Source organism: Paraburkholderia caffeinilytica, assembly GCF_051027425.1.
Lineage (GTDB): Bacteria > Pseudomonadota > Gammaproteobacteria > Burkholderiales > Burkholderiaceae > Paraburkholderia > Paraburkholderia caffeinilytica_A.
The window spans coordinates 879,879-892,177 of sequence record NZ_CP186552.1 but is presented as its reverse complement, the minus strand read 5'-3'; the positions used below and the strand labels follow the sequence as shown (position 1 = coordinate 892,177).

12 protein-coding genes are annotated in these 12,299 nt (G+C 58.8%); 6 read left to right on the top strand and 6 right to left on the bottom strand.

Going from position 1 to position 12,299, the window contains the following annotated elements; genetic code table 11:
* The first annotated feature begins 286 nt into the window (after positions 1–286).
* The 3 genes from ACOSV0_RS03905 to ACOSV0_RS03895 all read left to right on the top strand — a co-directional run bounded on the left by ACOSV0_RS03905 (position 287) and on the right by ACOSV0_RS03895 (position 2,677).
* Complete coding sequence (locus ACOSV0_RS03905) at positions 287–1,222, top strand: retron St85 family effector protein (protein WP_434108860.1); 936 nt, start codon at positions 287–289, stop codon at positions 1,220–1,222.
* Entirely contained in the window at positions 1,219–2,169 is a 951-nt protein-coding gene (locus tag ACOSV0_RS03900) for a retron St85 family RNA-directed DNA polymerase (protein ID WP_434108859.1), read from the top strand. Before ACOSV0_RS03905 ends, ACOSV0_RS03900 begins: the two co-directional genes overlap by 4 nt.
* 166 nt (positions 2,170–2,335) lie before the next feature.
* Positions 2,336–2,677, top strand: coding sequence for a c-type cytochrome (locus tag ACOSV0_RS03895; RefSeq protein ID WP_434108858.1), 342 nt, complete (start codon positions 2,336–2,338; stop codon positions 2,675–2,677).
* A gap of 75 nt (positions 2,678–2,752) precedes the next feature.
* Here ACOSV0_RS03895 and ACOSV0_RS03890 read toward each other — a convergent pair whose 3' ends face one another.
* From ACOSV0_RS03890 to ACOSV0_RS03880, 3 genes are all read right to left on the bottom strand, one after another.
* The gene (locus tag ACOSV0_RS03890; RefSeq protein ID WP_434108856.1) at positions 2,753–3,490 is read right to left on the bottom strand and encodes a DUF2486 family protein; all 738 of its coding nucleotides are present in this window, start codon (positions 3,488–3,490) and stop codon (positions 2,753–2,755) included.
* Between the two features lie 93 nt (positions 3,491–3,583).
* Positions 3,584–4,000, bottom strand: coding sequence for a DNA polymerase III subunit chi (locus ACOSV0_RS03885; RefSeq protein WP_434108855.1), 417 nt, complete (start codon positions 3,998–4,000; stop codon positions 3,584–3,586).
* A 52-nt stretch (positions 4,001–4,052) separates the two neighbouring features.
* The gene (locus ACOSV0_RS03880) at positions 4,053–5,579 is read right to left on the bottom strand and encodes a leucyl aminopeptidase (RefSeq protein WP_434108854.1); all 1,527 of its coding nucleotides are present in this window, start codon (positions 5,577–5,579) and stop codon (positions 4,053–4,055) included.
* A 137-nt stretch (positions 5,580–5,716) separates the two neighbouring features.
* Here ACOSV0_RS03880 and lptF point away from each other — a divergent pair, with 137 nt between their 5' ends.
* The 3 genes from lptF to ACOSV0_RS03865 are packed head-to-tail and all read left to right on the top strand — an operon-like array spanning position 5,717 to position 8,358.
* Positions 5,717–6,814: an LPS export ABC transporter permease LptF gene (lptF, locus tag ACOSV0_RS03875; protein ID WP_434108852.1), complete on the top strand. Its 1,098-nt coding sequence runs from the start codon at positions 5,717–5,719 to the stop codon at positions 6,812–6,814.
* 3 nt (positions 6,815–6,817) lie between these two features.
* Positions 6,818–7,966 carry an LPS export ABC transporter permease LptG gene (gene lptG / locus ACOSV0_RS03870; RefSeq protein ID WP_434108850.1) on the top strand — a complete coding sequence of 383 codons (1,149 nt, stop codon included), beginning with the start codon at positions 6,818–6,820 and terminating at the stop codon, positions 7,964–7,966.
* 11 nt (positions 7,967–7,977) lie between these two features.
* Complete coding sequence (locus tag ACOSV0_RS03865; protein ID WP_434108848.1) at positions 7,978–8,358, top strand: sirohydrochlorin chelatase; 381 nt, start codon at positions 7,978–7,980, stop codon at positions 8,356–8,358.
* A gap of 579 nt (positions 8,359–8,937) precedes the next feature.
* Here the strand turns inward: ACOSV0_RS03865 and ACOSV0_RS03860 are convergent.
* The 3 genes from ACOSV0_RS03860 to ACOSV0_RS03850 form a co-directional block, all read right to left on the bottom strand.
* Complete coding sequence (locus tag ACOSV0_RS03860) at positions 8,938–9,390, bottom strand: hypothetical protein (protein ID WP_434108847.1); 453 nt, start codon at positions 9,388–9,390, stop codon at positions 8,938–8,940.
* A 718-nt stretch (positions 9,391–10,108) separates the two neighbouring features.
* Positions 10,109–10,861, bottom strand: coding sequence for a uroporphyrinogen-III C-methyltransferase (gene cobA, locus ACOSV0_RS03855; RefSeq protein ID WP_434110155.1), 753 nt, complete (start codon positions 10,859–10,861; stop codon positions 10,109–10,111).
* A 54-nt stretch (positions 10,862–10,915) separates the two neighbouring features.
* Complete coding sequence (locus ACOSV0_RS03850; protein ID WP_434108845.1) at positions 10,916–12,232, bottom strand: sulfate adenylyltransferase subunit 1; 1,317 nt, start codon at positions 12,230–12,232, stop codon at positions 10,916–10,918.
* Between the last annotated feature and the right edge of the window lie 67 nt (positions 12,233–12,299).

Genomic DNA, 12,299 nt, shown 5'->3' with positions numbered 1-12,299 from the left:
GCGCAAAGGGGCGCACGGAAAACCGTGCGCCCCTTTCCTTTCAAGCCGTGCCGGGCAAGAAACAGTTGCTAACAATGTTATGCCTAGGTCCCTCCGAAGCCCGTTTGACCTATTTCCAATTCGTGCTCACCCAGCTAAACTCACTACCTCAATTACGCGACTGGTAGCAGGCAGCTATCTATTGTCCGGCGTTTCGCAGGACTGCGTTTTGGTGGAAGGCATCAACGGCACGAAGATCGGCGCCGGCGAGCCGACACCGATCTTCGTGCCTAATTAAGGTAATTGAGTGAGCGACACCGGTTCCCCTTTGGTTCAATTGATTGAAACTGTTGACCCAAAGGGGTGCCACCTTTTCAATCTCCCAAATCGCATCTGGGTTTTTGGAGGCCCGGTGGCGGAAAGCACGAGTCATCCCTGCCTATCGCTGCGCGATTCATTTTGGCGCCAGCAATTGGCCTCGTTCGAACAACGACCTTGGTTCAAGTATCTCGACCGACCAGAAAATCACCCTGGCTGGTGGGCGTTTTCTGGCTACGACAATTTGCTGGAGTTCGAGCGGGACGCCTGTTATCTGGCAAGTCGCGCAATCCTTTTCTCAGAATCGCCCGGGTCTTATGCCGAACTTGGCGCCTTGGCACTCGATAACGCCATTCTGCCGCGCCTATTTGTCGTCGTGCAGGCGAAGTTTCTCGAAGACGATCGCCGCCAATCATTTCTGAATCTCGGACCTATCAAACGAGTAGACCTCCAGGGGTCGAAATGTGTTATCGGTTCGCCTCATGAGCGCTCCCTTCCCACGGAAGATTTTGACGCTATCGTAGATAGTGTTGATGCGGCTTTTGACGACCGACCTCACGGCAAAGTAGCTCTCCACGCGAACAATCCGACACATCGCCTGCTGCTGATTGCAGACCTTGTCGATTTGCTTTTGGTAAGCAAAATCGCAGATTTACAGCAAGCAATAACGCATTTCGGCATTTCGCTACCCGATGAGGAACTCAAGCGTGCGCTCGGGCTGCTCGCCTTTTTCGGATTAGTGCGCTTTGAGCTGCGCGGCACAGAACCATTTTGGACAAGAAGCACTAGCAGCGCCGCCCCTTGGGTAGACTATACAGCGGCCGCCGGACAGGTGCATTTTGATCGCACCCGCTTCAAGATTCATTGTCAAGAATGGATCAGTACGGACAATCGCAGACGCTCGATATTCGAGAGGACGAAATGATCCTCGAGAATGAATTGCTATTTCAGCGAATCCTCGCGACGTCACCGTTCTCAGCAAGAGAACTGACCGTCCTGATTTCGACCGCATCAGAGCGTTATAAGGACCACTATATCGAGAAACGTCACGGAAGAGGTTTGCGCCTGATTTCGCAACCTACAGCCGAGTTGAAATATTTGCAGCGAAAGTTGATTCAGACTGAGTTAGCAGATTTGCCATGCCATGACGCCGCGCTCGCATATAGAAAGGGAATATCAATCAAAGACCATGCTGCGCCACACGCAACTGGTCGATATCTGCTGAAGCTCGATTTCAGGGACTTTTTCCCCAGCCTCAAAGAATCGGCCCTTCGGTATAGGCTGCAACGCGACAAAGATTTTTCTAGCGGTGAGCTTTGGATGATCTGCCAATTGCTCTGTCGCCGCGACAAAAATACTGGCCAGCTCCAACTGTCGATCGGTGCACCGAGTTCACCGTTCATTTCCAATTATTTACTTTGGGAATTTGACACGGCTCTCGAGAGGTTTTGCGCGGAAGTCGGCGCGCGATATACGCGTTACGCTGACGATTTAGCATTTTCCACCAACACACCACATGTGCTTGACCTGATCGCCTCGAGAGTCCAGGAAGTGCTAAACGAGCTTTCATACTTGGGGCTGACTCTGAATGCAAGCAAAACAGTCAACGTGTCGACGAAAAGTCGCCGCGTGCTGGTGGGGCTTGTATTGTCAAACAGCGGAGTCGCATCTATCGGAAGAGAAGAAAAACGGAAGCTCCGCGCCATGATGCACGCCCTTTCTCAGGGCAAGTTACTTCCAGAAGAAGTCGGGCAACTCCGAGGAAAACTGGCGTTTGTACAATCCATCGATACCGAATTCGTCTCAACTCTGTGTACCCGATACGGATTTAGCAAGGTCAGTGACATCCAGGCCCCGAAGCAAAATATGTAGTCCGCTTGGGTTTCGTGCCAAGTAAGGTAAGCACCGAGAACTCAGCGCTTACGGCGACCGGTCCAAGCTACGTAAAAGCGCAAAGGGGCGCACGGAAAACCGTGCGCCCCTTTCCTTTTATAATGCCTGCACCACAAGTCGGGCACCTGCACCGACGGAGACCAGAATGAAATCAATGTCGTATGCAGCGCTTGCAGCGGCTGGTGTGCTGAGCGCTACATTAAGCGTCGGCAGTCCCGCTGCGCACGCGGAGGCTCCTGTCGGCCTTGCGCTTGCGCAGCAGCAGAACTGCATGAGCTGCCACTCGGTGACGCGTCCGTTCATGGGACCGGCGCTGCATGACGTCGCCGAAAAATACGCCGGCCACGAAGATGCCATTACCTATCTGAAGCACAAGATTCTGGATGGCAGCACGGGCGTGTGGGGCACCGTGCCGATGCCCGCGAATACGCAACTCTCGCCCGATCAGGCGGCTACGCTGGCGGGCTGGGTGATGACGCTTAAATGAAGCATCAAATGACCACGATCCAGTGAGCGTGACGAGAGCGCCCAAATAAAGGCGCACTCTCCGCCACAATCAAGCTCAAGCGCTGCCCGAGCGCCGCGCGATCTCCTGATCGACCGCTTCCTTCACCCAGCCGGTCAATTCCGTCTCCAGCGCCAGCGCCACTTCGCGCGTGATCTGGTTGACGAGCCACGACGTGTGATCCTGCAAAGCATCGCGGCAGCGCGCTTCGATAATCCCCCGCCCTTCGCCCGTCAGAAAGCCCGCAAACCGTCCACGCAGACGTTCGGCGATGACATCCGCATCGAGATTAGGCTGCGGCTGTGTGAGCGCTTCGTGAGCGATATCCGGCGGCACGATCGCGCCCGCCTCGATCGGCGCATGCGGTTCAGCCCTATCGAAGACCCCAGCCGACTGCGCATGATCAGGTTCGTGCCCATGCCCGTGCCGGTGATCGGCCGCATGGTGTGCCCTCGAACGTTTTTTCGGATGCGGGTGTTCTTCCGGATGCGCTTGCTCCGCCACATGCGCCGGTTCTGGCACATGCACTTGCTCCGCCACATGCGCGGGTTCTGGAACATGCACAGGTTCCGGCGCGAGCGTCGGCTCCTCACGCGCGTGTGCGGATTCTGGCACCGGCTCGGGCGCATGCATGGGTTCCGGCGCGAAGGTCGGTTCTCGCGCAGTCTCGGGATCCACCACCGGCTGCGTAGCCGGCGTTGCCGCCTCGCCCGGCGCATGGCGCGCCTGGGCAGGATTGCCCGGTACCAGAATCTCGTGCAGAACCGGGATCGAACTGTCGTTGGGATCGGACACGTGCACTCTCCGTGTTTGAGTCCAAGCTGAAGCAGGCCGCCTGCGCGTCGAATCCATCCGACAAAACACCACGCGGCGCGGGCGGAATGAAACCTAGCTGCCTTGCTTGTAGTTGTTCAAAGCATAGCCGCGATCGCGATAGAAACGATAGCGTTCGCGGCCTGCAGCGAGCTCGTCGTGTGCGTTACCGACCACTTCCAGCAATCTTTCGAAGCGTGCGAATTGCGCCGGCACCGTGGCGCCGAGATTGAGCAGCACCTGATGGTGCGGCACATCATCGAGGTTCGAGGCCAGCACGATCGGTGTTTGCGAGGCGAGCTTCGTGCCCGCCATGCAGTGCGGCACGAAGTCGAGGGGCGAGAACGTCCACAACTGTTCGTCGAAAGCCCGCAGACGCCCGGGCTCGGCCAGCACGATGGTCGGCTGGCCCGCCTGATACGCCTTGCGGATCAGGCGGCACGCATACAGCAGCGAATCGCCGACGTTCGAGTGAAAATCGATTCTCGTCATCGGCGGCTCCGCTTTGCGTCTACTTCTACGCCTGCAACCTTACTGCAACGCGTCATTGTGCAGCACGACCGTCAGCGGCCCTATCGATCAGGAACTGCGCGAGCAACGGCACCGGACGGCCGGTAGCGCCCTTCGCCGCGCCGCTCTTCCACGCGGTGCCGGCGATGTCCAGATGCGCCCACGGATACGCTTCGGTGAAGCGCGACAGGAAGCACGCCGCCGTCACGCTGCCCGCCGGACGCCCGCCGATGTTCGCCAGATCCGCGAAGTTCGACTTGAGCTGATCCTGATACTCGTCGTCGAGCGGCATGCGCCAGGCCGGGTCGGAAGCTTCACGCGATGCGTCGAGCAGTTCGCCCGCCAGCGCGTCGTCTTTCGAGAACAGGCCGCTGTTGTGATGACCCAGCGCGATGATGCAGGCGCCCGTGAGCGTGGCGATGTCGATCACCGCTGCCGGCTTGAAGCGCTCGGCGTAAGTGAGCGCGTCGCACAGGATCAGCCGGCCTTCGGCGTCCGTGTTCAGCACTTCGATCGTCAGGCCCTTCATGCTGGTGACGATGTCACCCGGCTTGGTAGCCGTAGCCGAAGGCATGTTCTCCACCGCCGGGATGATACCGATCACGTTGATTTTCAAGCCCATTTCGGCGACGGCGCGCAACGTGCCCAGCACCGAACCGGCGCCGCACATGTCGTACTTCATCTCGTCCATGCTTTCGCCCGGTTTCAGCGAAATGCCGCCGGTGTCGAACGTGACGCCCTTGCCGACCAGCACCACCGGCGCGGCTTTCGCGGCGCCGCCGTGATACTGCAGCACGATGAACTGAGCCGGTTCGACCGAGCCGGCCGTGACCGACAGGAACGAGCCCATCTTCAGCGCTTCGCATTGCTTTTCGCCGAGTACTTCGACCTTCAGCTTCCAGTCTTTGGCCAGCTTCTTCGCCGTGTCGGCAAGATAGGTCGGCGTGCAGACGTTGCTCGGCAGGTTGCCGAGGTCGCGCGTCAGGTCCATGCCGTTGGCCAGTGCGGCGCCCTGCTTGGCCGCGAGCTTGGCGGCCTTCTCGTCGCCGGTATTGACGCTGAAGACGATGCGCTTCAACGCGCGTGTCGCGTTGTCCGGCTTGCTCTTCATCTGCGTGAACTTGTAGGTCAGCTCGCGCAGCGCGAGGATCGCCGCGCGCACGCCCCAATCGGTCGAACGCTCGAGGATCGGCAGTTGAGCGAGCGTGAAGGTGACCTGGACGATCTTGGTGGAGAGCAATGCGCGCCAGGCGGCCCGTACGGCTTCGCCGTAGGCTTTCTGGCTGAAAGCATCCTGCTTGCCGAGGCCGACCAGCAGCACGCGTGATGCGCCGATGCCTGAAACTTCGTGCAGGAACAGCGTGGCGCCGGCCTTACCGTCCATGTCGCCGGCCTTGATGACGCGGGTCAGCAGGCCCTTGGTGGCCGCGTCGATCTCCAGTGCAGCGCCCGAGAGCGTTTGCGACTCGAACACGCCGATTACGATGCAATCGGATTTCCCGGTCAGGAAACCGTTTGACGAGCCTTTGGTCCAATCACAGGCTTTTATGCTAAAGTCCATCGCGCTTGTCCTCGGATAAAATCTGGGCTTAGGATGAAAGCCGCAATTATCCGCTATTTTTCCCGCGGCGGCTGCACCGGAGACGTGACGGGAACTAACCCGTGCGTCACTGAGAGCGCCCCCTCTCATCATCAATAATGATCTTCGAACGCTCCCTCCAGCGCGAACTCGCGTATACGGCTGGTGCCGTGTTCATGGTTCTGCTCACACTCGTGCTGACGACGATGATGATCCGCATCGTCGGCTTCGCGGCGTCGGGCGAGATCGACCCGCGCGACGTGCTGGTCCTGATCGGCCTGACCGTGATCGGCTACCTGGCCATCATGCTCGTCGCGACCCTGTTCGTGTCGATCCTGTTCGTCCTGACCCGCTGGTACAAAGACTCCGAGATGGTCGTCTGGCTTGCCTCGGGTGTCAGTTTGACCCGCTTCATCAAGCCGATAGGTATTTTCGCCACGCCGATCATCATTCTCATCATGTTCTTCGTGTTCGTCGGCTGGCCGTGGTCGAACCAGCAGAGCAAGCTGATCCGCGCACGCTTCCAGCAGCGCGACGAAGTCTCGCTGCTCGCACCGGGTCAGTTCCGCGAATCGGCCACCAGCCACCGCGTGTTCTTCATCGAGAAGATGTCGCCCGACCAGGCGCGCGTCGAGAACGTGTTCGTGACCAGCACGGAAAACGGCAAGGTCAACGTGGTCGTGTCGAAAACCGGCCACACCGAGACTCACAAGAACGGCGATCGCTTTGTGGTGCTGGAAAACGGCCGCCGCTATGACGGCGAACCGGGACACCCCGATTTCCGCATCATGGAATTCGAACGCTACGGTGTGAAGATCCAGAGCCAGCCGGTGGTCAGCACGCCGACTACGACCGGTTTGCCCACGCTCACGCTGCTGCGCAATCCGACCAACGACAACCTCGCCGAATTCGCGTGGCGCGCGGGGCTGCCGCTGATTGCGATCAACCTGATGCTGCTGGCCATTCCGCTTGCGCACCAGAACCCGCGGCGCAGCCGCACGATCAATCTGGTGATGGCTGTTCTGATCTATCTGACGTACTCGAATCTGTTGAACGTGATCCAGTCGTGGATCGAGCAAGGCAAGATGTCGTTCGGAGTTGGACTGGTGGGCCTGCACATTATCGTGGCGGCGGTCGTCGCATTCATCTTCTGGCTGCGTGTGCGCAACCGGCCGCTATTCACGCGGGCGATGTTCAGCCGCGCGAAGGGGGCCTGACCGATGCGTATCTATGAAAGGTACTTCGCGCGTCAGATCTACCTCACGTTCATCTTTATTCTGTTCGCGTTTTCAGGCCTGTTCTTCTTCTTCGACCTGATCAACGAACTGAACTCCGTCGGCCACGGCAATTACAAGTTCCAGTACGCGGTGCTGCGGGTCGCCTTGCAAACGCCGTCGCGCTTTTACGAAATCATTCCGGTCGCCGCGTTGATCAGCGCGATCTACGTGTTCGCGCAAATGGCGGCGAACTCCGAGTACACGATTTTCCGCGTGTCCGGGCTCGCTACCAATCAGGCGCTGCGCTCGCTCATGAAGATCGGCATTCCGCTGGTGTTCCTGACTTACATCATCGGCGAAGTGGTCGGTCCGTATACGGATCAGTTGTCGGAACGCGTGCGGCTCGAGGCACTGGGGTCGTCGGTATCGACTAATTTCGAGTCGGGTGTGTGGGTGAAGGACACGCTCACTGCGCGCGCGGACGGCGAGCAGGTGACGCGCTTCGTGAACGTCGGCGAATTGAAGCCGGACGCCACGATCAGCAACGTGCGGATTTATGAATTCGATTCGAAGTTCCGGCTCTCGAATGTGCGGATCGCGAAGAGCGGCACCTATCAGCCGCCGGGTCATTGGCAACTGACGGGCGTGACCGACACGCAACTGATCGACGTCCCCCCTCCTCCGGGCACGCCGACCGACGCCTTGAATCCGGTGTACCGCGCGACGCAGGTGGCATTGCCCGAGTATTCGTTGCGCTCGGAATTGACGCCGCAGATTCTTTCCGTGCTGCTGGTGTCGCCGGATCGGATGTCGATGTTCAATCTGTTCCGCTACATCCAGCATTTGACCGAGAATCATCAGGATACGCAGCGGTATGAAATCGCGCTGTGGCGCAAGCTGCTGTATCCGTTCGCGGTGTTCGTGATGCTGGTGTTGTCGCTGCCGTTTGCGTATCTGCATACGCGTGCCGGCGTGGTGGGCGTGAAGGTTTTCGGCGGGATTATGCTGGGGATGAGTTTCCAGCTGTTCAACACGCTGTTCTCGCATATTGGCACGTTGAATACGTGGCCTGCGCCGTTGACGGCGGCGACACCTGGGCTCGTTTATCTTGTGCTCGGGCTGGTCGGATTGAAGTGGGTTGATCGCCATTAGGAGCCGGTGTCATGGCTACGCATGGGTTGGTTTTGTTTGGGCATGGCGCGCGGGATGTGCGCTGGCGTGAGCCGTTTGAGAGGCTGGCCGAGAAGTTGCGGGTTGCGCGCGGTTCTGATGCTGACGCTGGGCCGGTTTTGCTGGCTTTTCTGGAGTTGATGGAGCCGGATTTGCCTACGGCTGTGGGGGCGCTTGTCTCCGATGGGTGTTCTGTTGTGACTGTTGTGCCTGTGTTTTTTGGGCAAGGCGGGCATGTCAGGAAGGATTTGCCTGCGGTGGTTGAACGGTGTCGCGGGTTGTATCCGGGTGTCGAGATTAGGTGTGCTGTTGCTGTTGGGGAAGATGAGGTTGTGTTGGATGCTGTGGCGGAGTATTGCCTGCGGCAGGTTTGAGGTTTTTTTTGCCCGTTGGGTCGTTCTTGGCGTTGCCTCTTTGGTCCTGTCTCTTCGGTCTTGGCTCTTTGGCCTTTCCTTGTTTTCTTATTGGTTTATTAGCGTCGCCCCTGTGCGGGGCAGGCACCTACTTTTCTTTGCCTGCTGCAAAGAAAAGTAGGCAAAAGAAAGCAGCTCACACCGCTAACTCTTAAGCGGGTCCCCCGCGCAGTCGCGGTAGTGGTCCATCTGGAATCTGTGCTTTCGCACATTCCACGTTCGTGACAAGGCAGTCATACTTCCGGCGGCGCTGCGCGCGCCGACACGGTATCTCAAACAGCAACTCGCTAGTGGTGCATCTGGAATCCGTGCTCTCGCACATTCCGCACCTCTGGCAAATGGAATAGACGTCTCCCCCTAAGAGCTGCTGATCACTAACCGACGGGAGCGGATAAAGATGGGGCCTCGCAACCGACCGGGCGTCATATCTCCTGGTTGGTTCCTCACTGCTCCTGATTGACTCCTCACTGCACCGGCCAGTCACAACTTCAAAAAGGCGCTAGCGCGTTTTGATGTTCTGACTAGTGCCGCGGGTTTGTGTCAGTGTGCTGTCGCGATTGGGCGCGTGATCGTTTTGAAGCGTCCTTGCCTGTTGTGCATTGTGCCCAGTGTGCGCGTGCGTTTGCAGGTTCTCGGTGTCGGCTGCGCGGTTTTTGCCAGAAGGTTCGCTGCGTGCTTCGCGGTGATACAGCGTTGAGGTACGCCCTTCGCATCAAGCGCGATGACCTGGTACAACTCGCGATCAATCTCGACTTCTCGCTGATAGTCCTCGACGGTGTCGATCAACACCTCCAGCAATTTCCGCTGGCGATGCCTCTCTTCCCGCGTTATCGCCGGACTCCTGAATATCGAAGCCGCAAGCGTGACCAACTTGTCCAGTTGGCTTAGTTGCCGTTCAACAAGTCCGAAAGCAGACAGCGCGAGTTTTTCGTACTGAAGCGCGTCAACCGGTGGCCGCGACGTGGTTCGTGAATTCTTGGCGGATTTACTCATGGCGCGATCTCCCTGAAACTTACCTGGACCGCCCGACGCACAATTTACGCTGTGGTGGGCGGGCTCAGTGATACGGTTGGCAGACTGGCACCACAGCAAACCAGCAGACCCGAAGATCTCCCTATCACGGCCCGCCCATAGCCAGCGGACGCGCTGAAACAGACGCACAACCTGCCGAAACAGGAGTACGTGCGTGGTATGCAGGCTGCCAAGCCCGGCCATCGATAACTCGACGGCGAATTGAGTTTAAAACGTATCGTTTCGCGAGTGATCGCCTGCCCAGGCTAAAGAGCGTACCAAACCACCATTTCCGAATTTTCCCAAGCGCCCACCCGAATACAGGACTACAGCCCCGAAGAAACTTCGGCAAAGAACGGGAGTAATTGATAGACAGGAGCACGACGTCGCGCGAAGCGCGACTGGGCAAACGCAACCGCAAACACACGCTTCCGGCGAGCACGAAGTGTGAGACGGGAAGGATGATTGCTGTGTCAATGAGGCGGAGTGTGCGAGAGCACAGATTCCAGATGCACCACTACCGTGACTGCGCGGGGGACCCGCTTAAGAATTAGCGGTTTGAGCCGCTTTCTTTTGCCTACTTTTCTTTGCGGCAGGCAAAGAAAAGTAGGTGCCTGCCCCGCACAGGGGCGACGCTAATAAACCAATAAGAATTCAAGGAAAGGCCAAAAACCAAAAACCAAAGCAAAAAACCAAACCCTTATGCCGCCACCAAAACCCCCTCAGCGGAGCGCCCCACCTGCTCCCGAGCAGCAAACGCCTCCCCGATCATCAGAAGACTAGGCTGCGAAACATCAACCCACCGCTGCGCCTCGCCAGCAGCGAGCTCCTCCAGCGTGAGAGTGAGCATCCGCTCCCGCTCCGTACTACAAGCCTCAACAATCGCCACCGGCGTACCAACACCCTTCCCAGCATCAATCAACTGCTGCGCAATCTCAACCCCACTATCGCGGCCCATATAAAACACGAGCGAATCCGCATTAACCTGCTCGCGAATCTCCTCAGACCCCGGCGCACGACTAAAAGTCGCCAACGCAACACTACGAGAAACGCCGCGCAACGTAAGAGACCGCTTCAACGAAGCCGCACTAGCCAACGCAGCGGTAATCCCAGGCACAACCTCATACTCGATACCAGTCGCTTCCAGCGCCCGCATCTCTTCATCGGCGCGCCCGAACAGCATCGGATCGCCACCCTTCAAACGCACCACCACATCGTGCTCAAGCGCAGCATCCACAATCTGCTTGTTGATGAACTGCTGCGCCGTAGAAAGCTGCCCACACCGCTTACCCACCGCAATCCGCCGCGCGTGAGCAGGCGCATAGTCGAGCATGGCCGGCTCAACCAGCGCGTCGTGCAACACAACATCAGCCGTGCCCAGCAGCCGCGCCCCGCGTACCGTAATGAGGTCCGCGGCACCCGGCCCCGCGCCGATCAGATAAACCTTACCCATTTGCATCAACCTGTTCGTTAAGGCACCTGCGGTGCGCGGCCAAGCCCCAATCGCTTACGCCGAAAACGCCCGAATCATCCCAGCGGCAACCGTGTGATGCGTCGCTTCGTCGATCAGCACAAATGCACCCGTGCCCTGGTGCGAGTCGTACACGTCGCACACCAGCGGCTTCTGCAACGTCAGCGCAACGCGGCCGATGTCGTTCATCGTCAGTTCCTTGCGATCGGTCGCCTGCGACAGCGTATGCACGTCGAGCACTTCCTTGATCGCACCGATCCGCGCGAACACCGTGTTGGTGGTCTGCTTCAACAGATATTTGCGTTGCGTCGACAGCGGCGTGTCGTCGAACCAGCACAGGTCGGCTTCCAGTTTCTTCGCCGGTTCCGGCGCTGCTTCGCGCAGCACGAAGGTATCGCCGCGCGACACGTCGACGTCTTCCGCCAGACGGATCGTCACGGTTTGACCGGCAAACGCACGGTCCACCGCTGCCGTACCGCCCGTTACCGGGGCGATGATTTCGGCAACCGTCGCTTCGCGATTCGCCGGCAGCACGACGATCGTGTCGCCCACTCTCACTTCACCCGCTTCGACACGGCCCATGTAACCGCGGAAATCGTCAGCCTGGCTACCGTCCTGACGCGCCACCCATTGCACCGGAAAGCGCAGTGCCTGACCCGTCGGAATTTCGACCGGCAATGCTTCGAGCAAATCGAGCAGCGGCTCGCCTGCGTACCACGGCATGCTTTCGCTCGCCGTCACGATGTTGTCGCCCTTCAGCGCCGACACCGGCACGAAGCGCACATCGTTCAGGCCGAGTTGACGCGCGAGTTCGACATACGCATCGCGGATCTCGTTGAAGCGCGTTTCGCTGTAGTCGACGAGGTCCATCTTGTTGATCGCGACGATCGCGTGCTGCAGGCCGAGCAGCTTCACGAGCGCGCTGTGACGCTTGGTTTGCGGCAGCAGTTGCGCGACACCGTCGATGAACGTCACACGCGTTGCGTCGACCAGAATGATCGCTGCATGCGCGGTCGATGCACCCGTCACCATGTTGCGCGTGTACTGCTCGTGGCCCGGCGTGTCGGCAATGATGAACTTGCGCTTGGCCGTAGCGAAGTAACGGTACGCGACGTCAATCGTGATGCCTTGTTCGCGTTCGGCTTCGAGGCCGTCCGTCAACAGCGACAAATCGATTTCGTCGCCCACGGTACGCTTATTCTTCGCGCGCGACAGTGCCGAGAGCTGGTCGCTCAACACCGCCTTGCTGTCGTACAGCAAGCGGCCGATCAACGTGCTCTTGCCGTCGTCGACGCTACCCGCAGTGATAAAACGCAGCACGCCGAGGTCTTCTGGTTGGTGAATACCGCTCATGATTGTCTTGCCCTCTGTCGATCGAAGTTAGCGTTTCAACGCTTACTCCGATCCCATGCAACTTGTT

Bases quoted from the DNA above. Each gene is read 5' to 3' on its own strand.
- ACOSV0_RS03900 (WP_434108859.1), top strand. From the start codon at position 1,219: ATGATCCTCGAGAATGAATTGCTATTTCAGCGAATCCTCGCGACGTCA.
- ACOSV0_RS03895 (WP_434108858.1), top strand. From the start codon at position 2,336: ATGAAATCAATGTCGTATGCAGCGCTTGCAGCGGCTGGTGTGCTGAGC.
- ACOSV0_RS03885 (WP_434108855.1), bottom strand. From the start codon at position 4,000: ATGACGAGAATCGATTTTCACTCGAACGTCGGCGATTCGCTGCTGTAT.
- ACOSV0_RS03880 (WP_434108854.1), bottom strand. From the start codon at position 5,579: ATGGACTTTAGCATAAAAGCCTGTGATTGGACCAAAGGCTCGTCAAAC.
- lptF (WP_434108852.1), top strand. From the start codon at position 5,717: ATGATCTTCGAACGCTCCCTCCAGCGCGAACTCGCGTATACGGCTGGT.
- lptG (WP_434108850.1), top strand. From the start codon at position 6,818: ATGCGTATCTATGAAAGGTACTTCGCGCGTCAGATCTACCTCACGTTC.
- ACOSV0_RS03865 (WP_434108848.1), top strand. From the start codon at position 7,978: ATGGCTACGCATGGGTTGGTTTTGTTTGGGCATGGCGCGCGGGATGTG.
- ACOSV0_RS03860 (WP_434108847.1), bottom strand. From the start codon at position 9,390: ATGAGTAAATCCGCCAAGAATTCACGAACCACGTCGCGGCCACCGGTT.
- cobA (WP_434110155.1), bottom strand. From the start codon at position 10,861: ATGGGTAAGGTTTATCTGATCGGCGCGGGGCCGGGTGCCGCGGACCTC.
- ACOSV0_RS03850 (WP_434108845.1), bottom strand. From the start codon at position 12,232: ATGAGCGGTATTCACCAACCAGAAGACCTCGGCGTGCTGCGTTTTATC.